This is a genomic window from Actinacidiphila sp. bgisy144 (assembly GCF_057708105.1).
Genome location: NZ_JBYIRM010000004.1, coordinates 190,802 through 217,498, shown reverse-complemented (window position 1 = coordinate 217,498; position 26,697 = coordinate 190,802). Strand labels below are relative to the sequence as shown.

Sequence of the window (26,697 nt, the reverse complement as noted above, 5' to 3'; positions counted from 1 at the left end):
GTCAGCGACCCCGGCCTGCCGCGACCAGGTCGCTGCGGGTGAGCGTGGCGGTGGCCAGGTCCAAGGTGTGGGGGCGGGTCCAGTCGGCCTCCGGCCAGACCCGCAGGACCCAGCGCGCCGCGGTCTTCGCAGCCGTCCGGCTCAGCTCGACCCGTGCCCCGTCCGCGTCCTTGGCGACGGCATGCGGGTGGGGCCAGGTCTGCGTCGGATCGGTGAGGCTGACGCGCAGGGTGGTCGCGCCGGGGATCATGTCGATGAGCTGCTCCGCGAGACGCTGCTGCCGGGCTGCATCCGGGCAGGCCGAACTTCCGCCGTCGGCGGTGTGCATGCGATACTCCGTTGTTCGTAGGAGCGCGGGCAGCAGTTCTCGTGCGAAGAGATTGCGCTGCTGCTCGCGCGATGTGAATCGGTGTCCTTCGGGATGCCGGCCCGGCGTCTGGGAGTTGGTAGCTCCCGGGCGCCGGTCGCGTTTGCACCCCGGTCACGGTTCTCCCGTACGCATCTCCCCCTCCCGTCCGGCGTGCCGCCGGTCCTTGATCCGCTTGTGCGGGGACCAGAACCATAGGGCGAGCCTTCGCCACACGTCCAGCGCCTTCACACACCACCCCACCAGGCATGCAACACTGATATGGATGAGCAGCGGGGAAACCGTACATCGCATTTGCGTCCACTCGTCAACTACGATGTCGCCAGCAGAGACAGAATGCCGCGCGAGCGCAAGCAGAGTGGATGGCTTTCGGGCCCGCCACCGGAGGAGCAACGATGACCGAGCAGCAGCAGCCCCGCAGCGTGGCGGACCTGCTCGACCGCCTGTTCCGGGAGGTGCACCCCGCGGGGCGCGGCCCGTACACGTACGCGGAGGTCGCCGAGGGCGTACGGGAGTCGACCGGGTTCTCCCTCACCGCGAGCGCCATCCAACAGCTTCGGACCGGGAAGAACGAGAACCCGAAGATGGCCACGATCCGCGCGCTGGCCGCCTTCTTCGGCGTGCCCCCCAGCTACTTCTTCGAGGAAGAGGTGGCGGCACGGACGCTGGCCGAGATCGACGTGGTCACGGCGATGCGCGACGCGGACGTCCGCAGAGTCGCCCTGCGCGCCAACGGCCTGAGCGTCGGCAGCCTACAGATGGTGGCCGCCGTGATCGACCAGGCCCGCCGACTCGAGGGAATCCCCGACGACCCCGCCGACTCCGACCTGCTCGACGAGATTTGACCTACGTAGGCCGTTTCGTCTGGATCATCGCGCCGACCCATCCGGGCAGAAGCACCCACATTCCCGCGATGGCACCTTTTTTACCGCAAAGCGTTTACCATCCACTGGGATGCCAAGCAGGTGGTCACCCGCCCCCGCAGTTTCCACGATATCCAGTCGGAGTCGCGGGCCGAGCAGGAGGCTCAGGAGCGGCTCTCGCGCTACGCGCTGCGGGCCGCTGTCAAGGGCACGATCAACGAGTTCGTCAACGGCCACGGCATGCGCCGCCTTGGTCTGCGCCAGACGCGCTGGATGCGGAAGAGCGAACGTGACATCGCGTTCTGCGACGGTAGAGGGTGTGCGTGCGCAGACACTGTGTGACCGCAGGCCGATGCGACCGGGACGCAACCGATCGATGAGCTGTCCGTGGCGAGGTTCAACCCGACGCGCTGCGGGAACTTCCGTCCGGTGAAGAAGCGAGGCCAACCGGAATGGGCCGCCGTTTCAATGCCGTTGACGCTGAACACCCGCACCCGCACCCGCACGAGTACCTCGCCGGGCGCCGGTGCGGGACGTGGTAGCTGGCCCGTGTACAGCGCCACGGGGCCGACGAAGCGGTCGAAAAGTACTGCTCTCATCATGTAGAAGCGTGCGGCAGGTTCCAGGAAACCCGCGGCTGAATGGCCTCGAACCAGACCGCCCACTTGAGGGATACGTACGCGGCGGTGCGAGTTCGGCTGTTGGCGCCTGCGGGTGGGGCGATCAAGCTGCTGCGGAAGAACGTCGCATGCGCCCGCGGGGAACGCCCGCCGCTCCCGTTGACGGGAGCGGCGGGCGGGGCTGAGCGCAGCGGGATCCCCTGGGGAGGAGGGTCAGCTGCGCCAGGAGTCGTTGAGGGAGACCTTGCCGGTGGAGGGCACGGTGGCGGTGCGGTTGGTCCCGGATTCCCAGGTGACGCTTCCGCTGCTGTCCTTGCGGATGTACTTGTACTGGAACGACGTACCGGCCGGGAGGCTTACGTCGAGCTTCCAGACGGGATAGGCGGAGGAGGACATCAGCAGCGCGCTGGAGGTGTTCCAGCCGCCGAGGGCGGAGATGTCTCCGACGACGTAGATGTTCTGGCCGTAGACGGTGGTGGCGTTTACTGCGAACGATGCACCCGTTGCCGGGTTGGTGCCCCCGGTCCCGCCGGTTGTGTCTCCTCCGGTGCTGCCGCTGGTGCCGCAGGGGTTGCCGCTGCCGACGACTCCGTCCTTGACGGTGACGTCGCCGTTGCCGAGTGCGTAGTTCTTGCTGTTGTTGTTGTCCCAGGTGCCGCTGCCGTTGTTGAAGGTGGCGGCCAGCCCGGTGGCCGAGCCCAGGTCGACGGTCTTGGACACCCAGCCGGTGCAGGCGCTGCTCATGGCCACACCGGGGACGGTGGTCCAGGTGCCGCCGTTCGGAGAGTAGTGCAGGTAGTACGAGGACCAGTTCTTGTCGGTGCTGTAGTAGACGGTCGCGGTGTGGCTGTCGCCGCCGCCTCCGGTGCTGCCCCCCGTGCCGCCTCCTGTGCTGCCGCCGGAGCAGGATCCCGCGTAGAGGGCGACGGCGTCGTTGGCGCCGACGGTGGCTGTGAACTTGCCGTCGGAGCCGACGGTGTAGGGGGTGCCGCTGTGCTGGACGTCGCAGTAGGTGCCGGCCGGCAGCGACGTCTGGAAGGTTTGGGTGATCGAGCCGCTCTCGTGGTTGATCGCGACGTAGCCCTTGTTGCCTCGGCCGAAGGCGATCGCGTTGTTGCCGTTGTCCCACCAGTTCGTCATGGCCGTGCCGCTCACCGCGTTGCGGAAGCCGACCATGTTCGAGATCTGCGGCCAGGCGTGCTGGCACTTCCAGCCGTCGCTGTAGCAGGCGTTGACCTGGCCGTTGTTGGGCGGACCCGCGTCGGTGTCGGAGAACTCGTAGCCGGAGTAGACGTTTGGCGAGCCGTAGGGCCAGGCCAGCATGAAGACATTTGCCAGCGTGTAGGTGGCGTTGTCCTTGTAGCTGAGGGTGGAGCCGTTGCGCTCGGTGTCCCAGTTGTTGACGAAGGTGCGGGCCTTGTCGCTGGAGAGGTAGCCGGCACCCCAGGAGGGACCCCACTGGCTGAGGTAGGACAGCTTCTCGGAGCTGAAGATCCGCTTGAGGTCGTAGGCGCCCTGGAACTCATCGACGTCGCCGGTGCCGGTGTACTCGGTCGGCTGGACCGCCTCGCCGGAGCCGTAGATGGCCTCCTGCGCCCAGTAGATGTTCGGATTGCTCAGTTTGGACTTGATCGCGGCCAGGTCGCTCGCGGCGATGTGCTTGGCGGCGTCGATGCGGAAGCCGTCCACTCCCAGGGAGATGAGGTGGTTCATGTAGCCGGCGATGGTGGAGCGGACGTAGTCGCTGCCGGTGTCGAGGTCTGCCAGGCCCACCAGCTCGCAGTTCTGGACGTTGTACCGGTCGGCGTAGTTGGAGATGCTCGTCCGGCAGGAGTGGAAGTCCTGGTTCTGGTAGTAGCCGGGGTAGTTGTACTTGCTGTAGTTGGTGCCGGCCGTGCCGGTGCCGGAACCCGCGGACATGTGGTTGATCACCGCGTCGGCGACGACCTTCACGCCTGCGTTGTGGCAGGTGCTGACCATGTTCTGGAACTCCGCCTCGGTGCCGAGGCGGTTCTGGAGCTTGTAGCTGACCGGCTGATAGGCGGTCCACCACTGGCTGCCCTGGATGTTCTCGGTGGCGGGGGAGACCTCCACGTAGCCGTAACCGGCAGGGCCGAGCTGGTCGGTGCAGGCCTTGGCGACCGAGTTCCAGTTCCACTGGAACAGCGTGGCTGTGACGTCCTTGCTGCCGGGCGGCGTCGCGCTCGCCTGCTGCTGCGAGGCGGCGGCGACCAGTCCCGCGGCGGCGACCACCGCGGCGACAGCGCCGTTGAGGACCCTGGATCTCATGGGCGGCTCCTTCAGTAATTGGGCATGGGAGTGCACTCTGACGTGGCCACGCGTCAGGCCGCCGGAGAGGGAACCCCGTCCCGTGGGTTCCGCGCAGGAGCTTCGCCCTGAGCGTGATTCCGGGTCAAGAGCCAGGACGACGAATGTTGCAATTTCTTGCGGCAAGTCTTCAGCCGCCGGAGGCAGTCTGGCGTGAAGCCCGGTCACTGGTCCTCGTCAAGGCACTAGCGGGAGACGGTGCAACCTGCCTCTCCATAAGCGCAGGTGGAGGCGCTAGAAGCAGGTGTTCATCAGGCAGGCAAGGAGCTGACAGGGACTCGCATCGGCGCAGTCAGCGGACCGGGCTGCACTGAGGTGCGTTTCAACCCCGGCTAGCGAGGGAGCAATTGACCTTAATTTTGCACCTTATGCCATATTTTGCACCAAGGTGCGCGACGCCCTTGAGTGCTGGACCTAACCCAGAGGCCGCAAGATCTTTCCGAAATTTTCCTTTGCCTTCGTGCTGGGGAGGCGAGTGTCCTGTCTCGGCCTGTCAGCATGACGCACGGGTCTCTTACGTGTCCTGCGCTCCGCTGGCCGATACAGGCACTTGTCCGTTTCGGGACAAGCGCGGCCGGGAGTTGGTGACATCCTCACCTGCACGACACCGGGATATCGGTGGTTACGCGGCCCGACCCGACCCCCACGAAGGAGACGCGGACTGTATGCGGAATGCCCCAAAACGTCGAAGAGTTCTGGCCATCTCAGGTCTTCTCGCACTCGTCCTGACAGTGCTGGTTCTGCCCTCCGCCTCGCCGGCGAGCGGCGCCTCCTCCCAAGCGGCGGCTGTGCAGGACGCAGGCGCGTCGCCCGTGGCCAAACACAAACGGAAGATCGTTCCTGACCCGACAGGTAAAGTCGCGAACCACGCGTCGTCCCGGGCGTGCGCCCTTCCCAAACGCGCAGGCCAGATGGCCTGTGCTGCCCGCATCCGTGACGATGTGAAAACGACCCCCGCCCAGCTCGCCTCGGCAGACGCCGCCCCTGCTGGACTGGCACCGTCCGACCTGCGCGCCGCGTACTCGTTGGACTCTGCGTCATCCGGCGGCCGTACCGTTGCGATCGTCGACGCCTACGACGATCCCTCGGCCGAGGAGGACCTGGCGGCCTACCGCAGCGAGTACGGTCTGCCTGCATGCACGACCGCCAACGGCTGCTTCACCAAGATCGACCAGCGCGGTGGTACCACCTACCCGACCCCTGACAGCAACTGGTCGGTGGAGATCGCGCTCGATCTGGACATGGTCAGCGCTGTCTGTCCCGACTGCCACATCATGCTCGTGGAAGCCGACAGCTCGTACACCTCCGACCTGGGTGTCGCGGTGAACCAGGCCGTGGCCCAGGGCGCGATGTATGTCTCCAACAGCTGGGGCGGCAACGAGGATCCGAGCCAGCTGAGCGCGGACACCGCCTACTTCGATCACCCGGGCGTCGCGATCACTGTCAGCAGCGGCGACTACGGGTACGCGTACGGGACGGTGTGGCCGGCGTCCTCGCCCTACGTCACCGCGGTAGGCGGCACCACGCTCGTCAAGGACGCGTCGTCCAGCCGCGGTTGGACGGAGAGCGCATGGTCGGGCGCAGGCAGCGGGTGTTCCGGCTACGAGCCCAAGCCGGCGGTCCAGACCAACTCCGGCTGCACAGCACGTACGGTCGCCGACGTCTCCGCAGTCGCCGACCCGAACACCGGGGTTGCAGTCTACGAAGACGGCACCTGGCACGTGGTCGGTGGCACCAGCGCCGCCTCCCCGATCATCGCCTCGGTGTACGCACTCGCCGGCACCCCGGTGGGTGGCAGCAGGCCCATGTCGTACCCGTACGCGCTCCCCAGCGCACTGCACGACGTGACGGCAGGCAACAACGGCAGCTGCACCACCAGCTACATATGCACAGCGGGAACCGGTTACGACGGCCCGACGGGTCTGGGCACGCCCAACGGCACCGCCGCGTTCAAGGGTGCTCCGCACGGTACGGTGCACGGCACCATGACCGACTCCGCAACCGGCAAACCGATCGAGGGCGCATCGGTCACGATCGGATCCCTGTCGGCGACCGCCGGCCCCGACGGCACCTACAGCCTCCCGGTGCCGGTGGGGAACTACCAGGTGAGCGCCGTCAAGTTCGGCTACACCGGGGCGAGCAGGGCAGTGAGCGTCGGCGACGGGGCATCCGTGACCGCCGACCTCGCACTGAACGCGAAGGCGCTCGTCAAGGTGACCGGTACGGTCAAGGACGGCTCGGGACACGGGTGGCCCCTCTACGCCACCGTCCGTGTCGCCGAGGAGGCCACCAGTGCCGTCCACACCGATCCCCTGACCGGCAAGTTCACCCTTGAAGTTCCTGTCGACGGCACCTACACCGTGCTAGCCGACCCCGCATACCCCGGCTACACCGAGAGCACGACCTCCGTCACCGTTGGAGACACCAGCGTCCACAAGGACTTCGCGCCCCTCGCGGACGCCACCACGTGCAGCGCGCCCGGCTACAAGACGGCCACCGCCGACCCCGCGACCTGTGCAGTGATCCCGGGCGGTCTACTGACCGGCCAGGTCATCGACAAGAACACCGGACAGGGCGTAGCGGGGGCGACCATCACCGCAACCGACACCTCAGGCGCAAGCGCGGTTTCGGTCTCCACCCCCGACGATCCAGCAGTCGGCGACGGCTTCTACGCACTGTTCCACGCGGCAGGCACCGCGCAATACCGAGTGTCGGCGTCGAACTACACCGCCTCCTCGCTGCAGGCCACCGTCACCGATGACACCGTCTCCCAGCAGTCCATCACGCTGTCGGCGCCTCGGCTGTCGGTCAGCAAGACGTCCGTCAACCCCGAGGTGAGCTGGCTCGGCAAGGGGAGCACGAACGTCACGTTCACCAACTCAGGTTCCGCCTCAGTCACCCTGTCTCTGGCGGAGCAACCCGGCTCGTCGGCTCCGCTGGTCAAGACAGCCCAGGCGCCACTGATCCAGACAAAGGCCGACACCAATCGCGGCCCGCTGACCATGACAACACCCCATGCGGCCGCCGCCTCCGAACCGTCCGGTGCGGCAGGTGCCACTTGGACACCGGTACCCAACCTGCCGAACACCGTTGCCGACAACGCCGGAGCAGCAGGAGACGGAGTCGTCTACTCGGTCGGCGGATTCTCCTACGACACGGGCGGCGTGCTCAACAAGGTCTACGCCTACGACACCAAAGCAGGCACCTGGAGCACCCTGCCCGATATGAGCCGCTTCCGGGAGTCCGCCCAGGCGGCATACCTCTACGGCAAGCTGTACGTCTTCGGAGGCTGGAGCACCGGCAACAATACCAACTCCGTGGAGATATACGACCCGAAGGCCAAAACGTGGACCGCAGGGGCGAACATGCCCGACGCGGTGGCCCGCGCCGGTACCGCCGTGGTGGACGGAAAGGTCTACATCATCGGCGGCTGCGGATACGACTACTGCACAGAGAACACGGTCCAGGTCTACGACCCACTGGACGACACGTGGTCCACGACCACCCCATATCCGCTCACCGGCGGCTGGTACTCCTGCGGCGCGATCACCGGGAAGATCTACTGCGCCGGTGGCACCGTAGAAGTGGGAGGCGGCAACCAGAAGGACATCGCCTCCGGTTACTCCTTCGACCCGGCGACGCAGGAATGGTCACCGATCGCGGACCTCCCCGAGACCTCGTCCACCTCGACAACCACGGTGGCCAACGGAGAACTGCTGCTGTCCGGCGGCGTATGGGACAACACCACACGCAGCAACAAGGGCTATGCCTACGACCCCACGACGAATACCTGGTCGACGCTGCCCAACGCCAACGAGAACGTCATCCGCGCCGCCGGTGCCTGCGGCTTCTACCGGCTCGGCGGCAGCGAAACCTTCTACCAGCTCGTCAACACCGCCGAGCTCCTGCCCGGATACGACCAATGCGGCACCGACGCGGGAGTGGACTGGCTGTCGGAGAGCACCGGCCAGGCGACCTTGGCACCAGGCCACAGCATCACAGTGAAGCTGTCGTACGACCTGAGTGGTGTCGCGGCCAGCCAGCCCGGAATCTGGCACGCACGGCTCAACGTCACCGACAACACCCCCTACCCCGCCCAACCCGTCGACATCCACGTGACCATGAAGGCCCCCAGCAACTGGGGGAAGGTCAGCGGCACCGTCAGCGCCCAACCCTGTGGAAGCACGGCCAAGGCGATTCCCGGCGCCCTGGTGGGAATCCAAGGGAGCAGGGCCGAATACACCCTCGCCGTCGACCAAGCCGGCCACTATCAACTGTGGCTTGACGTCGCCAACAACCCGCTCCTCGTCTCCGCCGCGAAGGACGGCTGGGGTCCAAGGGCTGCCGTCGTGAAACTCAAGAAGGGAAAGACCACAACCCAGGACTTCACCCTCGCACCCGCTGACGGCTGCTGAGCCGCACCCCATCAGAGCGGTTCGACGGGCCGCGCGTCCCCGCGACGCGCGGCCCAACCAACTCCGGCCGGCCCAGATCAGATCCATCCTCGCTTGGCCGCCTGCACACCCGCCTGGAACCTGCCCGCTGCCCCCAGCCGGTCCTGCAAGTCACCGATCCGACGACGTAGCGTACGCAAGGAGATCCCCAACTGCCGTGCGATGGCCTCGTCCTTGAGCCCAACGGCCAGCAGCTTCAGCAGTCGCCGCTCGGACGGGTTCAAACCGTCCGTCCCCGGGGGCAGAGCCGCACTCCGGTCAAGCGGTGTCCCACTCTCCCACAAGCTTTCGAACAAGGACCACAAGGCCAAAGTCAGCGTCGACGGATGGATGACGATGGCGTGAAAATCCGTGCCGGTCTCCCCGTTCGTCAGGGGCGTCATCGCAGTTCTGCCGTCGATCAACACTAGCTTCAGCGGAACGGTGGCAACCACCCTGGCCCGCTCCCCTTTGCCGACCATGCTTTCAGCCTGCTCAAGCCGAGAAGGATCCTCAAGAGCCGCGACAGCATAAAGGGTGCGAAATCGGATTCCCCTGGCGAGCGCGTCAGCCTGAGCGTCCTGGTTGTCTTCGAAGGAAACCACGTACGGGGGAGTGTCGATCATGACGATCTCTCGCTCCGCACTGGCATACAGTTGCTTGAGCCGCTCGCTGTGCGCATGCTCACCAACGATGACCTCCACCAGGCGCTCGGGAAGCGACCTCAGCCGGCCACGGTCGTACTCCTCGGCCAGGCCCTCGGCCATCGCAGCGATCCGGAACAGCGCATCGTCCTTCGCCCTCAGCAGGTTCCGCAAAGTCAAGTGCGGATCGACCGCCCTACAGGAACCCGGCCCCGGCCCCGCAGCCAGAAGACCCAGGTCCACGAGACGGCGAACACCGAGGGCCACCGTTTCCGCATCACTGTCGACAGTCTTCGCCCACGTCTCCGGTTCGCTGTCCGGCTGACCCAAGACCGCACGATAGAGCCGCACGTCGTACTCACTCACACCCAGGAGTCCCCAGACCTGGTCAGCCTGCCCGCTCACCCGCAGCCCTCCTCGTCTCGACGACTTCTCGGCGCCTTGAGAGCGGACGTCTGTCCAACAGAGCACGACTTCAAAGCAACCGGAGGCCAATGGTTCCACGAACACCGAAGACCGACCCTGCCGCACCCCCTGGCCACGCATTCACAAGTTCCCCCGTCTCGACCCGCGGTGGCCGGCGTGCCGCCAACGGACCGCCTGGCGCCCCGGGCTACGCGCGCTACGGGCGAGGCCTCTGGGAGGAGGCCCTTACGGTGGATGCGGCAAGGTAGCCGGCTCAAGCAGCACCGGCTACGGCGCAACCAGAACGTCGGCCGGTCAGCAACTGAGCCGACTGCGTCTGGTCGGGCTGGTCAAGACCCACAAGGACGGCCGCCGCGTGGTGTACACGCCGCGCCACAGTTACCCGCACCGTCCGCCTGACGAGGCATTCAACGGCGCCGCCGACCACCAGATCGGCCGCCTGCCGGTCCACGACTGATCCGCCTCCGGTCGGACGGCGTGCACCCTATCGATCAGCGCGAGCCCGCCGCCTGCCGAGAACCGGTTGCCTGGCTGCTGCGGCGTGACCCTCGGGGTGCGAGCGAGGGAGCTTCGCGGCGCGCTGGGGGTGGGCGGCGGTGATGTAGCGCATAGCGGTGGTGTCGCTGACGCCGAACAGGCGGATCGCGGACATGGGCCAGCGACAGTGCCTTTCCCGGCTCCACTCCGAGGCCCGACTCCACCTCCGCGGACCGATCATGTGGCTGAAGCACCTCACGTCAACCTCATGATCCGAACCCCAAACAGCACATAGAAAGCTCATGAGGACGCCGACGGATCAGGAGTCTTCCGGGCGGTTCTCCATGAGCGCGATGACGCGGAGTCTGTCACTGCGCGCGGGCCGGAGGGCAACGGTACGAACGGCGACCTCGCGCCCGCGGTGGTAGGGAAGCTTGACCCTGCGCAGGGCACCGTCGCCGTGGTCGACCATCTCCCACCGGTCCCAGATCCGTCGCGCGTCCCGCGCGCCGGCGAGGATGTCCCGCTCCAGGAGCCGCAGAGCCTCGTTCTTCGGATGGTTGCCTCGCTCGTACCGGATCTGCCCGAGGTAGGGGCGGGCCCAGTCGTCCTCCCAGTTCACCAGTTGCTCGCGGGCCTCGGGGCTGAGGAAGGTCCACCGCATCTGGTTGGCCTCACGGATCGCTCCGGGGAACCAGCGCCTCGCGGACTCGTTGTGGCCGATCATGTTCCACGCCACGTCCGTGACGACGACTGGGTGGGGCATGAGGCTGTCGATGAAGTGCTGGAGGGTCCCATCCATCTCCTCGGCAGCGTCCGCCGCCGGCACCGCGGCCAGCGCGGGCGGGTGCCCCACGGCCAGCACGAACAGGATCTGCCGCTCCGCACGGCTCAGCCGCAACGCGGTGGAGACCTTGTCGAGGAAGTCGGTGGAGTAGTTGGCACGCCTGCCCTGCTCCAGCCGGCCGTACCACCGCGGAGTACGACCGGCCAGCCAAGCCACGTCAGCCTGGGTCAGCCCCTCACCCCGCCGCTCATGCCACGGCAGACCCCGAATCGTCCGCGGGTCCACCCGCTTGCGCCACGCGCGCAACAGCTCCGGCAGGGACTGCCCGTCAGTATCGCCGAGGTCGCGCTGTCCGCGCCGGGAGTCCATGGCGGCGAGACTAGGTCGCATCATCGTGTGACATGGGACACAAAACGCCGGGGCCGGACCTCAAAGGATCACGAAACCGTCATTCAGCGTAGTTACGCGTAGTCGCCGGCAGCCGGTTCGACCCGCCTCCGTCCCCCGTCACAACTCCCGGGCCGCGCAAACAGATCACCGGCGGTCTCGCGCACCTACCCCTCCGGCACATCCGCCGGCCCGGCACCGCACACTCGGGCAGCTGGTCACTCGCTGTGCACGAGAGGCACCGTTCGTGGAAGCGCGAGTTCCAGCTACGCCTTGGCATCCTCCTGCCATCGCCACGAGCAGGTCGGTTCACAGACCGCCCCGAGGGGAGACGCAGACATGGGTATGCCGTTGCCGGAAGTCGAGGACAACCGACTGCGGACAGCCTGCGAAGAGCAGGTCGACCGCCTACGCCTTCCCCACCGCTTCACCACGCGCGACCTGCGCGACTCCATCGCCGCCCTGCGGGACAAGCCGATCCTGCTCAAACCCCTGAGCACGCTCGGCGCGCTCGGCGCGCTCGGCGCGCTCGGCGCGCTCGACGCGCCGTGCGGCATCCGGCTGGAGATGCCCGCGGCAGACCTCCTCTTCTACGAGGAGGGGACGTCCGTCCACCACCAGCGGCACATCCTCACGCACGAGCTGTGCCACATCTACTGCGACCACCCCGGCACTCTCGAGATCGACGCGGACGCGGCGCACGTCCTCGGGGTGAACCCCACCCTGGTCCTCCGCATGTCGGGGCGTACGAGCTACTCGACCACCGACGAACGCGAAGCCGAGACGATGGCGACGATCATCCGCCAGCGCATGTACCGCGAACGTGAAGCACCGTCCCGCCGACCGGGCAGGGGCACCGAGAGCTGGGACGCCCTCTTCTCACAGGCCATCAGGCGGGGTCGGCTGCGCTCGAGATGAACGTGATGAACGTCGTGTTCCTTGGCGTGGCCGGCCTGCTCGCCGCGGCCGCCGGCTACTGGAGCCTCGACCGGGGCACGCCCCGCCCAGCCGGCACCCGCACCGTCGGAGCGCTCCTCGGTTCCTTCGCGATCGCCTTCACCCTCAACTCACCACTGGGCGCGAACGCCGCCGACACGGCGGTACCGCACCTGGACCGGCTGCTGAGCAACTGCTCCTCGCTGACGGCCGCGCACCTCGTCCTGGCCGTGTGCGTCCACCTCACCGTCGAACCCGCGCAGGCACGACGCCTGGTCCGGATCAACCTGGCCCTCCTCGCCGCCACAGTCCTCGGGATGACCACGCTGTTCACCTACCGGCAGACGGTCCACGACTCCCCGCAGGCGTACGCGCTCTACGTGCTGCTGTACATCTCCTACCTCAGCTACGCCATCATCGGCTTCGCGCAGCAGACGCTGCGGCAGTCGGCAGCCGCGCCCCGAAGCAGCGTCCGACTCGGCCTGAGCCTGGCCACAGGCAGCTGCGCCTTCGCCCTGATGTACACCGCGTACAAGCTGAGCGTCGTGGCCTCCCTGGGCCTTGGCCTGAACGCCATCCCGGACAACACCGGATGCTCGTCGCTGGCCACCGCGCCGTGCTTCTTCGGCATGACGTGCCCGCTGCTCTCGATGCTGCTGCTCTGCATCGGACTGACGCTGCCCGCCGTGGCCTACCCGATCAGCCAGGCCCGCCGCTGCCACTGGGAGGAGCGCTCCCTCGCCGCGCTCGGCCCGCTGTGGAACGACCTGACCACCGCCATGCCGCACATCGTCCTGCACCACGACCGATGCCCCGCAGCCGAACCGGACTTCAGGCTCCAGCGCCGCGTGATCGAAATCAACGACGCCCTCCTCGCCCTCCGCCCTTACCGCTCCCAGAACTTCCTCGAAGCCGTCGAGCGCGCTACCAAGGCGGACACGCCTGAAAGGGACGCGGCCATCGAAGCCGCCGCGGTGAAAGCAGCGCTGACGGAGCTGCATGCCGGCAGACTCGCCGAAGAGATCGCCCCGCGGAGAAGGGCGGCGGTGTCCCGTAAGGATCTCCGCGAAGACACCGAGTGGCTGGTGCGCGTCTCCGATGCCTACGCGTGTCACGGACCCGTGCTCGCATAGCTTCGGCAGGGGGACAAGGAAAAGTCCAGGCAGCTGTGGGCAACCGCGCTCGCAACCCCTGACGCCGTGAACTCCGGAGCAGGCGCATCTGCCCTGTCGTCGGTTACACGTCGCCTCGTGGTCGGCCGGGCAGGAGCAGTTCGGCGTAGGGGACGTTCCAGACGGTGGGGTGGGTGATGCCGTGGCCGTGGTGGCCGTCCTCGCCGAAGGCGTCGCCGTGGTCGGCGCACAGGACGACGAGCCAGGGCCCGGCATCGGGGAGCGCGTGGAAGAGGCGGCCGAGGTGGGTGTCGGCGTAGGCGAGGGCGGCGCACTGGCTCTCCCAGGAGTCGGCGGTGGCGCCGGGGAGGTAGCCGTGGGTGGGGGTGTGGGTGGCGGAGACGTTGAGGAAGAGGAAGAGCGGCTGGGCCGGGTCGCGGTTGTCCAGGGCCTTGAGGGCGAGGTCGGTCTGGTGGCGGGTGGAGTCGGGGCTGTCGGGGCCGGTGTCCGGGCTCCAGTGGCTCTCCTGGAAGAGGGCGGGCAGGACACTGCCGAGCGGGGTTTGCCGGGAGAAGAAGCCAACACCCCCGATGCAGACGGTGTGGTAGCCCGCAGCAGCCAGGCCGGTGACGATGTCGGGTGCGTCGAAGACATATGTGCGTGGGCCGATGGTGGTGCCGCGTGGGGTCTGGCAGGCGAAGAGCCGGTGGGGCCGGTCGGGGCCGGAGGGCACGGGCAGGAAGCCGGCGAAGAAGGACATGTGCGCGGGCAGGGTGAATGACCCCTGGGTGCGCCGCTCTTCCCATTTCCCGCCGGGTAACAGGGCTGCGAGGTGCGGGGTTTGGCCGGCATGGAGGGCGGCGCGGGCGACGTCGTAGCGCAGGGAGTCGAAGGTGACGAACAGGATGTGGTGGGTGCCGATGACGTCGTTGGCGTTGATCACCATGCCGGTGTTCCTCGGTTCTGGCGTTAGTTCTCGGGCGAAGTGGTGTGGAGCTCGGGCGGGAGGAGGCCGCCGGTGGCGCGGACTTCGCGGCTGGCTTCGATGACGTCCTTGACGGTGTCGATGCCGCGCCAGTAGCCGGACAGGCGGTAGCCGACGAGGCGGCCGTCGCGGGCGAGTTCAGGGAAGGTGCTGTCCTCGTGGTCGCCCAGGTCGGGGAGCATGGGCACGACGTCGGGGTTGAAGACGTAGATGCCCGCGTTGATCCAGTACGGCAGTTCCGGTGACTGCCTGAATCCCCGGATGCGGTTGCCGTCGACGAGGTCGGCGACGCCCCAGTTGGAGCGGTACGGCGACAGTGCGACGGTGACCGCGCCGTGGTTCTCCTCGTGGTAGTCGGCGAACGCGGTGAGGGAGAAGGAGCTGATGACGTCGCCGTTGAGGACGTAGAACGGGGAGTCGGGCTCGGGCAGGTGGCGTGCGGCGAACTTCAACCCCCCGCCCCGGCCGAGCGGTTCGGCTTCGATGGCGTAGCGGACGTCCTTCAGGCCGAAGCGGGCACCGTCGCCGACGTAGTCGCTGATCATCTCGTGCTTGTAGCCACCGCTGATCGTCACGGAGGTGATGCCGTGCTGGGCGAGCCACACGAGTTGGTAGCCGACGATGGGCGCGCCGGCCACGGGCACCATCGCCTTGGGGGCGTCGTCGGTGTAGGGGCGCATGCGGGTGGCCTGGCCGCCTGCCAGGATCAGCGCCTGCGGAACGGGTGTTGCGGACATGTGCGGGTACTCCTCCTACGGTGACGCCGGGGTGGCGCCCATGGCAGGCATCCTGACAGCGGACCCCGCCCCGCGAGCGGACCGACGCCGACGCCGCCCGTGATCGATGCGCGGAAAACCGGGAGCCGAGCGACCGGCCTGGGCGAAGCGGCCCGGTGGACGTCTGCTGTACGCACTAGGCAACCGTGCGGCTACGCTGAGCGGTACCGTGAAAGCGGTGGGCGAGCATGAAACCCTTGAAAACCCGCGGATCTCGCAGGAGTTGACCGGGATGGCTCAGCAGACTCCACGCAACACCGGTCTGGCGGCACTGCTCGACGAGGCCGACTGGTCACTGACCCAGTGCGCCCGGGCGGTCAACCGCGCCGGCCAGGAGGCCGGTCTGTCGCTGCACTACGACCAGAGCGCAGTGAGCCACTGGGTGAGCGGAACCATGCCGCGCGCCAAGGTGCGGCCGATCATCGTTGAGGCGTTCGCCCGGAAGCTGAAGCGGCCCGTCACGCCTGCCGAGGCCGGTTTGGCGGATATCGGCCCTTCCCCGAACCCCGGAAGCGGAGAGACTGTTGACGATCTCCTCGAACTCGGAAAGGCGGACATGGACCCTTCCCGCCGGGGCGTGCTGACCAAGGCGCTGTACTCCGCCGCCCTCGTCGTGCCCGGATACCCCGAACTCGCCGGCGCCGACCGGACCGCGACCGCCCGGCGCACGGCCCGGGTCGGCGCGGGCGAGGTGGAGACCGTCCGGTCGATGACCGAGCGGATCGCCGACATCCTCGACCTGTTCGGCGGCGGCCACGCACGCCCCATGGCCGCGGCCTTCCTGGTGAACACCGTCGCGCCGTACCTGCGGGCCGACGCGACCTCCGCGGTCCGCGCGGACCTGCTCTCGGCCGCCTCCGACCTGGTCTACCTGACCGGCTGGATGGCGATGTACGAACGCGAGCACGGCCTCGGCCAGCGCTACTACGTCAAAGCGCTCGGCCTGGCCGGCGCCGCCGAGGACCACATCACCTACTGCCGCACCCTGCGCGGGATGAGCCTGCAAGCCGGCAACCTCGGACACGGCACCAAAGCGCTCCAACTCGCCGACGCCGCAGCCGAAGCCTCCCCCAAGGCAGGCCCCCGGCTGCACGCCTTCCTCGCCGGCCAGCAGGCCGCCTCCGCCGCCATGACCGGAGACCGCGGCACCGCCTTCTCACGCCTCGCCGAAACCGAGACCGCACTGTCCAAGGCCGACTCCCGCAAGGACGCCGTCGGCGGCTACGACCTGTCCGCGTACCTCTTCCACACCAGCACCGTCCTGTACCACCTCGGCGACCTGCCCGGCTCCATCAAGGCCATGCAGGACTGCCTGCGCACCCAACCCGAGCAGGAACGGCAAGGACGCGTCCACGCCAACGGACTCCTCGCCCAACGGCAGTCCGAACTCGGCCACCTCGACGCCGCCTGCGCCACCTGGACCGCCTTCCTCGGCGACTACGAACAGGTCTCCTCCGCACGCGGCGACGAACACTTCGACACGATGCGCACGATGATCCGCACCCACCGCACCGCCCGCCCCGTACGGGCCTTGCATGAGCGCGCCCGCCAGGTCGCCGCCCGCAAAGGCACCGTCGTATAGAGCCGTCGCGGAACGTGCAGAGAGCCACTCCTACGAGGTCATAGCCCGGAGCGTCGGCGACGCTCCGGGCTTTCATGGCTTTCATGCCCCGCACCTCCCCGTGCAGTACCGCTTTGCGTGCACACACGGTTGCGTAGTGCAGGCAAGAGGCCGACGCCGAACTCCGGTGCCGCGCTTTCACGCGTCAGGAGGTGTGACCTTGAACGCCAGCAGCATCCACTGGAGCAGGCTGAATCTGACCTGCGAGCCGTCCGCCGTCCGGTACGCCAGGACCCACGCACGGGAGGCCCTTGAGCGATGGGGCGCGGTCCCCGACGCCGTGGCGGACGCGCTGACGATCGTGTCCGAACTGACCGGCAACGCGGTACGGCACGCGGGTGGCTCCTCCTGCCCGCCGGAGCCGCGGGATGACAGGCGAAGCGTCCGCGAGTGCTCACTCGCACTGTGCGCCAGCCTGGACAGCCTCCACATCACCATGCGCGATGCGAGCGATCAACCTCCCATCCTTCGGCCGTTGTCCGGCGAGGCTCAAAACGGTCGGGGGCTGCATCTCGTCGCCGCGCTCAGTCACGGTGTGTGGGGCTACCACCTGGTGCCGCACGGGAAGGGCAAGGTCGTCTGGGCGCAGCTCCGGCTGCTGTTACCGACAGCCCCTCCGGTGCGCCCTGACGAGTTGTGGGAACCCCACACTCGACGTCGCATCGCTCGCGCTCGGGGTACTCGCGCAAGCAGCGAAAGCACGACTGTTTCTGTCGCTCGGACCATTCCGTCAACGGCACGTCCTCATCATCACGAAGGCAACGGAGATCCAGCTACGAAGAGGAACCTCACACCTTCTGGTCCGACCTCCTCTTCTGAACTGTCGAGCAGTGCCCGCGCATGCCGCGCGATGACCGTGGTGACCGACCACGGAAGCACGGCAACGGCAGACCCACACGGTTAGCCGTAACGCCTCTCTGCTCCGCTTCAGCGGCATGCCCGCAGGCGTCACCCACGTCGCCGTACGCACTTCCGTCCCCGTGCGGGCGGCAGCGGGCACCTGTGCCGCTGGAGCGGCCCCTTCCCCGCTCCGGCCACGCCGAGTCAAGCAGGCATCCAAACCCCCAGCTCCCCTTAGGGCGTGACGGACTCACGGCACACCTGGCCGGAGCGGGCCAACACCCCTTCATACGAAGCGATCCGACGAAAGAGCCGTACGTGATGCCTCACCGCAGCGCCAGCCGCCGCTTCATCTGCGGTCGACGGAGCCTCGTACCGGCCCAGCTCGCCGAAACGGCCCTGGGCATGGCCCACACCGCCGAACCGGCCTGGGACGGCCTGGTGTATGACCCCGACGAGGTCTACAAGCTGCTCGTCTGCACGCTCCAGCAGCACCGCGGCCCGGTCCACCACAGCGTGGTGATGAACCTGCGCGGCCCGGACGCCGGCACCATCTGGGCCGCCTGGCGGGACAGCATCGAGCCCTACCTGGCCATCACGCTCCCCGACTGCCCCGCCACGACCGCCGACGGCGGTGAGGCGTGCAGCGAGTACGCCGGCCACCCCGGCGCCCACAGCTGGGACCTCAGCGACCCTCGACCGCAACCGGACCTCTCCGCGCTCTTCGGTCCGCTCCTCGCCGACCGGGCCCGGCCCCCCGACGGCCGCGTGCTCGACGCCACCAGCCGATTCCACCGTCCCACCACGAACAGGACACCCGCACGATGAACCCCGCGGTCCCCGCGCCCACCGCTTTACCCGCCACCGCGCCCGACACCACGCCCAGCTCGGTACGGCGGTGGTTGATCACTACGACCACCGGCGAGCGCACCACCGGCTATCTGCCGCCCTGGGCCACCGAAGACCCCAGCGAACAGGACGTGCTCCCGGAGGAGTTGGCCGCGCGCCTCACCGACATCCGCCACGTCACCGAGTTCCCCGGGCAGGTCCTGCACGCGTACCCGCCCGGCAACGGGACGGACGCGCCGGAGGGGTTGGAGATCCTGCGCTCCAGCATCACCTGCACGCCCTATGCCGGGGTGACCGAGCCGGCGATCCCGGTCGCCACGGTGTGGGTCGCCGACGCGTACCAGATCACTGGCCTCGATCCGGCAGGCCTGACCGAGATCGTCCAGGGGCTGCGCGCGGTGGCCGACCGGCTCGACCGCGTCGTCATCCCCCAGCTCAACGACATCCGCGCCGAATGGACCACCCACCACACCTCCGGAACGGGGGCCCGCCAGTGAGCACCGACACACCCGCCGCCACGGGCCCTGAGAGCACCAGCGCCAGCCAACTCGCTCGCATTGCCGCGTCGTTCGCGGCCGGTCAGGTCAGCGCTCGGGCCCTGTATGCCCACCACCTCGCGTTCCTCCGTGAGAAGGCCGGCCTGTCCCTCCAGGGGTTGGCCGATCAGTGTCACTACGAGCAGTCCTACCTCCACCGTCTGGAGACCGGCGGCCGTCTCGGCACTCTCACCGTCGCCCAAGCCCTCGACCGCTACTACGGCACCGGCACTCTCCTCGCCGGCCTGTGGCGCCTGGCCAAACGGGAAGCCAAACGCGCGGCCGGCGGACTCACCGCCCTGGAAGCCGCCGCGACCAGCATCCAGGAATACGCCCTCACCACCATCCCTGCCCTGCTCCAGACGCCCGCGTACGCCGAAGAGCAGCTCGCCACCACCATCCCGCAGTCGCCGGAAGCCCTGGCCGCACAGCTCGACGCGCTCCGCGAACGCCAAGCCCGCCTCACCGCCACCACACCCCACCCGGTCCGCTACCGCGCCGTCCTCGACGAGTTGGTCCTCCACCGCCGCGCCCGCAGCCAGGCGACCTGGGACGGCCAACTCGACCGCCTCATCGCCACCGCCCACGAACCTGCGGTCACCTTGCAACTCCTCCCGCTGCACGCAGGGCCTCACGACCTCCGCGGCCCCCTCCAGCTGCTGTCCTTCCGCGCCCGCAACCCCCTCGCCTACGCGCACGGCACCCTCACCGACCACCTCACCGACGACCCCGACGACGTCGAGGAACTCAGTCGGCAGTACGACCAGCTGCGTGATGTGGCCCTCACTCCCGCGCAGACCATCGAGCACCTCCACGCCCTGCGCACCGGCACCCGCTGACCAACCAACTCCACACCCACTCAGGAGCCATCGGACATGAGCCTCACGACCCTGCTCACCAAACCCACCGTCACGCCGCCCCCCGACCCCGAGCCCACCGTGACGCCGCGCACCTGGACGATCAGCACCATCGAGGGCATCACCCTCACCGGCCGCCAGCCCGACTGGTCCATGGACGACCCCAGCCGGACCGACATCACGCTGGACCAGGCCATGAACCACCTGCGCGAACACGCCCACTACACGATGCTGCCCGTCGACCCGGTCCTGCCGCCCGCCACCCTCGACATCGAGATCAACGGCACCCGCTACCGCGAGTCCACCAGCCTGATGTTCGCCTCCCAGATCGCCTGCCACCCCTACTCCCCGCAGCCGCACCAGCAGGTCCCCACCGCCAGCCTCACGATCATCGAAGAGTGGGACTTCGAGGGCCTCTCCCCTGCCGACCTCGCCCGCTTCGCCACCCAAATCCGCACCCAGGCCGACTACTTCGAGACCACCGTCCTCCCCACCCTGACCACCGCCCGCGAGGACTGGGCCACCCACCACCCCACGCCCCCCGCCGACAACGAGAGCAAGGCCGATCTCCCGTGATCCGCCACTGGAAGATCGCCCTCATCGCCGGCTGGACCGGCATCGCCCTGATCGCTGCCCTGGCCCTGACCATCGGACTCGTCCTCGGCCTGGCCATCGCCGGCCAACCCGCCCCCTGATGCAGGAAACCTTCAGCAAACCGCCGGTGTGATGCCGGCGATTGAACAGCTTGGGAGCAGGGATGCCATCACGTGCTGGGACTCGGCCCAGAAGGCTCTGTCAGGAACCGGCGGCCGTCACATGGGCCCGCGAAAGGGAGGGGCTGACCAAGCGGGCCCTGGCCGCTCGGGTCGGGATCTCCGAGCAGCTCATGGGCGACATCGAGTCAGGCCGGCGCAACGCCACGCCCGCCAATCTGATCAAGATCGCCCAGGCGCTGAACTGTCCACTCGTGATCCTGGAACGCAAGCGCGGGGACGCCATTGCCGATGCCGCCGGCTGACAACTGCGCAGCAGCGGGCGCCGGTTAGGCGCGCCCCGTGCTTTCCCGGGGCCGCCGCACCAGCCTGGGCGGCCAGTGCATGAACACCGCGGTCGTCGTGGACTGGACGAAGCTCTGCGACCTGCTGGTCTCGGTCGATGCCGAGGGGCGCACCTGCGTCGTCGATCCCGGCATCGTCTTGGACGAGCCGAACCGTCAACTCGCCCCGTAGTTCTGGTGTCCCTCTCCCGGCGGTCGGGCCAGGTACCCGCGGTGCCTCGCCCCGTATGAAAAGGGCTCTCTGGTGACGGCGCCGGATACGGGTCGCCGGCAACGAGAGGACGTGATGTCGTGCGAGCCGCATTCCTGACCCCGGGCGAAGGAGTCGAGCAGCTTGAGCTGACCTCACCGTGGGAGGGAGGGCCTGTCCGGCGTCGGCGCGACGCCGTCGCTGATCGCGCCCGACGGGGGGAGGTCCAGAGGTTCGACCACCTGGACAAGGCCGATATTTCCCCGCCGGCCTCGCCGTGCGCGAGGCGTCGGTGGACGACTTCGACGTGCTGGTACTACCCGGCGGTGTGGTTAACCCCGACATGCTGCATCAGGACACCGAGCGCTCTAACTCGCCGGGGCTTCTTCCTCGAGGGCAAGCCGGTAGCGGCGATCGGCCATGCGCCGTGGACGCTGATCGAGGCGGGCACGGCCCGCGACCGCACCCTCACCTCGTGGCCGAGTCTGCAGACCGATCTGCGCAACGCAGGAGCAACGTGGGTGGGCCAGAAGTGGAAATCTGCACGGTGAGACCCAACACCCTGATCACCAGCCGTAGGCACGGCGACCTGCCGGCTTTCAACCGCACCGTCCTCCGGCAGTTGCGGCCACCGGCCTGAGCGGTCCCCCGCCGCTCCCCGCGCTCGCCCGTCGCCGACCAGCCGATGACCTACCGTGCGTATTCTGCGAGCCGCACACGACGCGCTCCTGGCACGGGCCCATGCCCCGAACCGCACATCACCCGAACAGCGGCATCTCGCAAGCCGCCTGGCCCGCTGCGCCAACGCCGCCAACCTGCCCGCCGGCGGCTACACGGTCCAAGGTTCTTGATCGGGCGACGCCGCGAAAGGTACCGTCGGCCTTCACCGATACCGCTGTCCGGCGAACCTCGCAGGCGCGAGGTTGTCGGCCGTACCGTCCCGGTTGGTGGTCGACACCCAGGCGATCGGCCGCGGCACGACCACCGAGGTCAACAGCCGGTAGAACGCATTCCGGTCCGTCTGGGCAGGATCGAAGTCGATACGCATGCGGCCAGTATCCACGCGTTCGGCGTCGCCCCTACCAGGGGATCGCGCCGCGACCAAACCTTCGGTTCTCCGGACAGTGCCCGGTATCGGACGACCACTGGACCGAAAGCCGAGCCCGTGACCACCACCCCACCGCCCCCTTGGGACGCTCTCACCATCCCGCCCCACCCCCGCAAGCGCGGCGTCAGCGCAGCCCGCCGGAGGCGAAAACAACGTCGCCCGTGATCCATGCGGCGTCCTGGGAGGCAAGAAGAGCCACCGCGGAGCCGACATCGCCGGCTTGCCCGAGACGGCCGAGCGGCGTGGTGGCGACCACCCTGGCCACGTTCTCGTCGTTGATGAGGCCGAGCGCTCGGGCGCCTTCGGTGTCGGTGGCACCCGGAGCGACGGCGTTGACCCGAATGTTCTGCGGCCCAAGTTCGTTGGCCAGAACTCTGGTCAGCGTGGTGAGGGCGCCCTTGGTCGAGGTATAGAGGGCCGAGCCGGGGGTGTTGCTGGAGATGTCGGAGGTCGAGATGTTCACTATCGACCCGCCGCCTTCGGGCACCTGCTTGACGAAAGTCTGGCAGGTAAGGAACACGCCGAGCACGTTGGTCCGGTACTGCCGGTCGAATTCGCTCGGCGTGACGTCCTCGAACGGCTGGAAGGAGTAGACCGCCGCGTTGTTCACCAGCGTGTCGACCGGACCGAGAGCGGCGTTGGCCTGCTGGAACATACGCTCGACGTCGTCAGGGCTGCCGACGTCGCCGGCCACCGTCACGGCCCTGCCGCCGTTGCCGACAATACTGGCAACGGCTGCTTCGGCGGCCGGGCGGTCGGCCGCGTAGTTCACCGCGACCGCGGCACCGGCAGCGGCAAGCGCGGAGGAGATTCCCCGGCCGATGCCCTTGCCTCCTCCGGTCACCAAGGCGACACGTCCGTTCAGGTCGACCATTGTCCTGCTCCTCGCTTCAGCACTGACTTCCTGACGAGTCGACGGTATACAGGCTTACCGATCGTAAGGACATACCTCTTGGTAAGCTACCTACCCATGAACCAGCCGATGCCGGAGACGGCCAACGATCAGGAGCGGGTGCGCCCACAACGGGACGTCTTCGCCGCTGACTGCCCGGTCCGGCCGATCTTCGGCGACATCACCAGCCGCTGGGCCACCTTGGTGATCACGGCGTTGACGGCCCGGCCGCACCGCTTCTCGCAGCTGGCCGCCCGCATCGGAGGCGTCAGCGAGAAGATGCTCGCCCAGACCCTGCGGGCCCTGACCCGGGACGGGCTCGTCAGCCGCACCGTGACCCCCACCGTGCCGATCCAGGTCACTTACGAACTGACCGACCTGGGAAGAGATTTGGCCCCGCGCCTCAAGGACCTCGTCACCTGGGTCGACCACCACACCAGCACCATTCAGGCGGCCCAGGCCACCTACGACGCCGACCCACCCATGCCGCCCGCGGTGGCGAACCACCGACGATAGGCCCGGTCTCCTTCGAGAAGCGCTTTGCGGCCACGGGATCGGGACTGTAAGACCTTCGGGTCTGTTCCGTAGTCGGTGGTGACGGCGAGTGCGCGCCTGTGATCATCGAGCGTGCATGATGCGAACACGCTTGTGGGAACGGTGTCTTCGGGCTTGTCCGCGTTGGTCATCGAGGATGTGGCGGACGGCGGCGAGATGGTCCGGGGTTCGGCCCGGACCCGGGATGTTCCCGTTCCCTGTCCGGCGCGCGGGGTGCTGACGGGGAGGGTCCATGGGTATCACGGCCGGACAGTGCGGGACGTGCCGGTCGATGGCCGGCAGGTCGTGGTCCGGGTGAGGATACGGCGGCGGGTCTACCCGGTTCGGGGCTGCGGTCGGCAGACCCTCCGAGAGCAGGTCCCCGGGCTCCTGGAGCGCCATCAGCGCCGTACCGCGCATCTGACCAGCCAGCTCTCCGAGGTGGTCAAGGAGTCGTGCGGCCGGGCCTCCGCCCGGCTCGCCCCATCGATGGCCGTGCCCGTGTCATACGCCTCCGCCTTGCGGCACACGGCAGTCGACGCCGCCCTCACCTTGCCGCACCATAACGGCGGGACCGAAGGCGTCAACTACAAAACCAAACTGATCAAGCGCCAGATGTACGGCCGCGCGAGTTTCCCCCTCCTCCGCCACCGCATCCTCCTGGGCTGACCACATCCTCCGTCACCACCGACTACGGAACAGACCCGAACGTCTCACAGTCCCGTTACCGGAGAGTACCGGGTGGCGCGCACCGGCTTGAGGGTCGATCAGGTGACATCGCGGGTGTGCTTGACGCCAAGGCAGCGGCCACGGAGCAGCATGGTGACCTCATGCAGTCGTCTCATCATCGTTGGTGAACGGGAGGGAATGCCCGATGCGCGAGGGTCCGCTGGCTGGTCGCTATCCGGTAGTGGCGGCCATGGTGGTGCTCGCCCTGGTGCCGTACCTGGCCCTGTCGGCGGCGCTGGGGCCGCTCACCCCGCATATCGCCGAAGAACTGGGTATGAGCGTGCAGGCGATGAGCGTGACGACGGGCATGGCCAATGCCGGTTACGCGGTGGGGACGGTGCTGGCTGTGCAGTTCGCCCAGCATCTGCACCAGCGGCGGATGCTGATCGTCTACGGCACCCTGCTGGTGATCGGTTCGGTGCTCACCGCCGCGGCCGTCGACCCCTCGATGTTCATCGTCGGGCACCTCCTGCAGGGTCTGTGTACAAGTCTGCTGCTGATCGCCGCCGCGCCACCGCTGATCATCGGCTATCCGCCGGACAAGCTGCGCGGGACCGTGGTGATCCTGAACGTGTGCATCTTCGGGGCGGTCGCGCTCGGTCCGGTGCTCGGCGGCATCCAGGCGAACGCGCACGGCTGGCGGCCGCTGTTCTGGATCATCGCCGGCATCGCCTTCGCGGCGCTCGTACTGTCCTTGCTGACGTTCCAGGACACGCCGCCGGTGAATCCCGGGGCTCCGATCGACTATGTCGCGCTCGGGCTGGCGACACTGGGCTGCGCGGCCTCGTTCTTCGGCGCCTCGTGGCTGCTCACGCACCGTTTCCTCGATCCCACGGCGTGCGGGCCGCTGCTCGGGGGGCTGCTGCTGATCGTCGCCCTCCTCGTTCACGAGTACACGGCGAAGTATCCGCTGCTGTGCGTCCGGAGCCTGGCCAGCACGCTCCCGGTCGCCGGCATCATCGCCGCGATCTGCGCGGCGGCCGCGTCGGTGTCGGCGATCTCGCTGACCCTGACCTCGCTCGCACCCCACCACAGCCCGCTGCACCTGGGGCTGCTCTACCTTCCCGAGTTCGGCGGCGCGGTGGTCACCGCGGCCGCCTTCAGCGTCATCTTCCGCACCCGCGCGCTGCACTACTACGTCCTTGTCGGCATGGGCTTCCTCATTGCGGGCATCGTGGCCATGAACGCCGCCGCCCCGCCCACTGCAGTGCTCACCGCTGTCGGCTCCGGACTGGTCGGCATCGGCGTCGGCGCCTCGGTCGTCCCGGCGCTGTTCATCGCCGGGTTCTCGCTGCGCTCCAACAACGTGCAGCGCGTGTTCGCGATCATCGAACTCGTCCGGGCGGTCGCGGCGTTCCTGATCGCTCCGATCCTGCTGTACATCGCCGCCACCGTCGGCCCCGACCTCGACGCGGGCACCAGGACGGCCCTGTGGATCTGCTTCGGCATCTCCGTCGCGGGCGCGGTGATCGGCGTCGCCCTGTACGTGGCCGGCGGGGTGCGCCACCCGCCCACGCCGGCGGTGGACGAGTGGATGGGCGGTCAGCAGCCAGGATGGAACTCCCCGCCGCTGTTCGCCCGGTTCCGGGAGGGCATCAACCCGGACGACTACTGCCCCTGACGGGTGCGCAGGTGGGTCGTTGATGTTGTCGTGGGTGGAGATCCGCAAAGCAGTTCCTGGGCAAGGGGTCAGCAGCACAAGCGGGGAGTTGACCGTCCGGTTCCTGCTTGCCGCAGCTCAGCCGCCCGCTACGATCCCGGACATGCTCGGCTCCCGAGCTGCCGGAACGGATCACCGCCCGACGCCACTGGGCCGGCGCAGCTGGATCAGGTCCCAGCGGTTGCCGTACAGGTCCTGGAAGACGGCAACCGTGCCGTAGGGCTCCTGCCGGGGCGCTTCTTCGAAGACGACCCCGGCTGCCCGCATCCGCTCGTAGTCGTGCTCGAAGGCGTCGGTGTTCAGGAACCAGCCGACCCGGCCGCCGGTCTGGTCTCCGATGCGCGCCTCCTGCCCGCCGGTCACGGCCCTGGCCAGGAGCACCGCGGTCTCCCGCGCGCCCGGCGGAGCGACCACCACCCACCGTTTGCCCTCGTCGATCCGGGTGTCTTCCAGGAGCTCGAAGCCGACGATGTCCCGGTAGAAGGCGATGGCCTCGTCGTAGTCCCGCACGACAACGGTCACCAGTCCGAGATGAGTCATCAGGCGATCTTGCCTGCTGGCCATACGGACGCGCCAGCCCAACCCGGCAGCCCTTCCCGGTCAGAGCACCGGCTCCGTTACCGCCTTTCCCCGGGCAGGCCAATCCGTGGTCGTCCGCATCCTCTTGCCCACGCACACCTCCG

Annotated in this window: 23 protein-coding genes and 4 pseudogenes; 18 read left to right on the top strand and 9 right to left on the bottom strand. The window is 68.2% G+C overall.

The features are described 5' to 3' along the window. Position 1: 1 nt before the first annotated feature. A complete protein-coding gene (locus AC3EVP_RS06685) occupies positions 2-328 on the bottom strand; it encodes a transcriptional regulator (RefSeq protein WP_435127132.1) in 327 nt (108 codons plus the stop codon). Between the two features lie 434 nt (positions 329-762). Between AC3EVP_RS06685 and AC3EVP_RS06680 the strand changes: the two genes are divergently transcribed. Together AC3EVP_RS06680 and AC3EVP_RS06675 are read left to right on the top strand one after the other, a co-directional pair. Continuing rightward, the gene (locus tag AC3EVP_RS06680; protein WP_435127130.1) at positions 763-1,212 is read left to right on the top strand and encodes a Secondary metabolite protein; all 450 of its coding nucleotides are present in this window, start codon (positions 763-765) and stop codon (positions 1,210-1,212) included. A 120-nt stretch (positions 1,213-1,332) separates the two neighbouring features. After that, entirely contained in the window at positions 1,333-1,572 is a 240-nt protein-coding gene (locus AC3EVP_RS06675) for a hypothetical protein (protein ID WP_435127128.1), read from the top strand. 491 nt (positions 1,573-2,063) lie between these two features. Here the strand turns inward: AC3EVP_RS06675 and AC3EVP_RS06670 are convergent, their stop codons facing one another. Further along, positions 2,064-4,139: a carbohydrate-binding module family 20 domain-containing protein gene (locus AC3EVP_RS06670; RefSeq protein WP_435127126.1), complete on the bottom strand. Its 2,076-nt coding sequence runs from the start codon at positions 4,137-4,139 to the stop codon at positions 2,064-2,066. An 851-nt stretch (positions 4,140-4,990) separates the two neighbouring features. Here AC3EVP_RS06670 and AC3EVP_RS06665 point away from each other — a divergent pair. Then, on the top strand, positions 4,991-8,593 hold the full coding sequence (locus AC3EVP_RS06665; RefSeq protein WP_435127124.1) for a carboxypeptidase regulatory-like domain-containing protein: 3,603 nt from the start codon (positions 4,991-4,993) through the stop codon (positions 8,591-8,593). A gap of 77 nt (positions 8,594-8,670) precedes the next feature. Here the strand turns inward: AC3EVP_RS06665 and AC3EVP_RS06660 are convergent, their stop codons facing one another. Together AC3EVP_RS06660 and AC3EVP_RS06655 are read right to left on the bottom strand one after the other, a co-directional pair. Further along, positions 8,671-9,660 (bottom strand): LuxR C-terminal-related transcriptional regulator, encoded by a 990-nt coding sequence (locus AC3EVP_RS06660; protein ID WP_488179792.1) that lies wholly within the window; start codon positions 9,658-9,660, stop codon positions 8,671-8,673. 817 nt (positions 9,661-10,477) lie between these two features. Then, positions 10,478-11,314 (bottom strand): helix-turn-helix transcriptional regulator, encoded by an 837-nt coding sequence (locus AC3EVP_RS06655; protein ID WP_435127120.1) that lies wholly within the window; start codon positions 11,312-11,314, stop codon positions 10,478-10,480. A 357-nt stretch (positions 11,315-11,671) separates the two neighbouring features. Between AC3EVP_RS06655 and AC3EVP_RS06650 the strand changes: the two genes are divergently transcribed. Both AC3EVP_RS06650 and AC3EVP_RS06645 read left to right on the top strand, forming a co-directional pair. Further along, entirely contained in the window at positions 11,672-12,250 is a 579-nt protein-coding gene (locus tag AC3EVP_RS06650; RefSeq protein WP_435127118.1) for a regulator component, read from the top strand. A 5-nt stretch (positions 12,251-12,255) separates the two neighbouring features. Continuing rightward, a complete protein-coding gene (locus AC3EVP_RS06645; protein ID WP_435127116.1) occupies positions 12,256-13,401 on the top strand; it encodes an MAB_1171c family putative transporter in 1,146 nt (381 codons plus the stop codon). Between the two features lie 103 nt (positions 13,402-13,504). On the opposite strand, the gene AC3EVP_RS06640 is transcribed toward AC3EVP_RS06645, so the two are convergent. Then, positions 13,505-14,326 carry an STM4013/SEN3800 family hydrolase gene (locus tag AC3EVP_RS06640; RefSeq protein ID WP_435127114.1) on the bottom strand — a complete coding sequence of 274 codons (822 nt, stop codon included), beginning with the start codon at positions 14,324-14,326 and terminating at the stop codon, positions 13,505-13,507. 23 nt (positions 14,327-14,349) lie between these two features. Continuing rightward, positions 14,350-15,102 carry a nucleotidyltransferase family protein gene (locus AC3EVP_RS06635; RefSeq protein ID WP_435127112.1) on the bottom strand — a complete coding sequence of 251 codons (753 nt, stop codon included), beginning with the start codon at positions 15,100-15,102 and terminating at the stop codon, positions 14,350-14,352. Positions 15,103-15,373: 271 nt separating this feature from the next. On the opposite strand from AC3EVP_RS06635, the gene AC3EVP_RS06630 reads away from it, so the two are divergent. The 10 genes and pseudogenes from AC3EVP_RS06630 to AC3EVP_RS06585 all read left to right on the top strand — a co-directional run bounded on the left by AC3EVP_RS06630 (position 15,374) and on the right by AC3EVP_RS06585 (position 21,731). Then, on the top strand, positions 15,374-16,723 hold the full coding sequence (locus tag AC3EVP_RS06630; protein WP_435127382.1) for an NsdA family TPR-like regulatory protein: 1,350 nt from the start codon (positions 15,374-15,376) through the stop codon (positions 16,721-16,723). Further along, positions 16,677-17,666, top strand: a complete 990-nt coding sequence (locus tag AC3EVP_RS06625) for an ATP-binding protein (protein ID WP_435127110.1) — start codon at positions 16,677-16,679, stop codon at positions 17,664-17,666. Before AC3EVP_RS06630 ends, AC3EVP_RS06625 begins: the two co-directional genes overlap by 47 nt. A gap of 257 nt (positions 17,667-17,923) precedes the next feature. After that, positions 17,924-18,430 (top strand): hypothetical protein, encoded by a 507-nt coding sequence (locus AC3EVP_RS06620; protein ID WP_435127108.1) that lies wholly within the window; start codon positions 17,924-17,926, stop codon positions 18,428-18,430. Next, a complete protein-coding gene (locus AC3EVP_RS06615; protein WP_435127106.1) occupies positions 18,427-18,948 on the top strand; it encodes a DUF6907 domain-containing protein in 522 nt (173 codons plus the stop codon). Before AC3EVP_RS06620 ends, AC3EVP_RS06615 begins: the two co-directional genes overlap by 4 nt. Continuing rightward, positions 18,945-19,826, top strand: a complete 882-nt coding sequence (locus AC3EVP_RS06610) for a helix-turn-helix domain-containing protein (RefSeq protein WP_435127104.1) — start codon at positions 18,945-18,947, stop codon at positions 19,824-19,826. The genes AC3EVP_RS06615 and AC3EVP_RS06610 overlap by 4 nt, the downstream gene beginning before the upstream one ends. Positions 19,827-19,862: 36 nt before the next feature. Next, positions 19,863-20,420 carry a DUF6907 domain-containing protein gene (locus AC3EVP_RS06605; RefSeq protein ID WP_435127102.1) on the top strand — a complete coding sequence of 186 codons (558 nt, stop codon included), beginning with the start codon at positions 19,863-19,865 and terminating at the stop codon, positions 20,418-20,420. Further along, positions 20,417-20,539 (top strand): hypothetical protein, encoded by a 123-nt coding sequence (locus tag AC3EVP_RS06600; protein WP_435127100.1) that lies wholly within the window; start codon positions 20,417-20,419, stop codon positions 20,537-20,539. Before AC3EVP_RS06605 ends, AC3EVP_RS06600 begins: the two co-directional genes overlap by 4 nt. 62 nt (positions 20,540-20,601) lie before the next feature. After that, the gene (locus tag AC3EVP_RS06595) at positions 20,602-20,862 is read left to right on the top strand and encodes a helix-turn-helix transcriptional regulator (protein WP_435127098.1); all 261 of its coding nucleotides are present in this window, start codon (positions 20,602-20,604) and stop codon (positions 20,860-20,862) included. Between the two features lie 34 nt (positions 20,863-20,896). After that, positions 20,897-21,067: pseudogene (locus tag AC3EVP_RS06590) on the top strand (FAD-binding protein); the annotation flags it as partial. 125 nt (positions 21,068-21,192) lie between these two features. Continuing rightward, positions 21,193-21,731 (top strand): annotated as a pseudogene (locus AC3EVP_RS06585) (DJ-1/PfpI family protein). A gap of 264 nt (positions 21,732-21,995) precedes the next feature. Here the strand turns inward: AC3EVP_RS06585 and AC3EVP_RS06580 are convergent. Further along, positions 21,996-22,139 (bottom strand): annotated as a pseudogene (locus AC3EVP_RS06580) (flavin reductase family protein); the annotation flags it as partial. 184 nt (positions 22,140-22,323) lie between these two features. After that, complete coding sequence (locus AC3EVP_RS06575; protein WP_435127096.1) at positions 22,324-23,073, bottom strand: SDR family NAD(P)-dependent oxidoreductase; 750 nt, start codon at positions 23,071-23,073, stop codon at positions 22,324-22,326. 96 nt (positions 23,074-23,169) lie between these two features. Between AC3EVP_RS06575 and AC3EVP_RS06570 the strand changes: the two genes are divergently transcribed. From AC3EVP_RS06570 to AC3EVP_RS06560, 3 genes and pseudogenes are all read left to right on the top strand, one after another. Then, a complete protein-coding gene (locus tag AC3EVP_RS06570) occupies positions 23,170-23,607 on the top strand; it encodes a winged helix-turn-helix transcriptional regulator (RefSeq protein ID WP_435127094.1) in 438 nt (145 codons plus the stop codon). A 111-nt stretch (positions 23,608-23,718) separates the two neighbouring features. Next, a pseudogene (locus tag AC3EVP_RS06565) lies at positions 23,719-24,150 on the top strand (transposase family protein); the annotation flags it as partial. A 349-nt stretch (positions 24,151-24,499) separates the two neighbouring features. Then, positions 24,500-25,975: an MFS transporter gene (locus AC3EVP_RS06560; RefSeq protein ID WP_435127092.1), complete on the top strand. Its 1,476-nt coding sequence runs from the start codon at positions 24,500-24,502 to the stop codon at positions 25,973-25,975. A gap of 171 nt (positions 25,976-26,146) precedes the next feature. Here AC3EVP_RS06560 and AC3EVP_RS06555 read toward each other — a convergent pair whose 3' ends face one another. Continuing rightward, positions 26,147-26,554 carry a VOC family protein gene (locus AC3EVP_RS06555; protein ID WP_435127090.1) on the bottom strand — a complete coding sequence of 136 codons (408 nt, stop codon included), beginning with the start codon at positions 26,552-26,554 and terminating at the stop codon, positions 26,147-26,149. Positions 26,555-26,697: the final 143 nt, after the last annotated feature.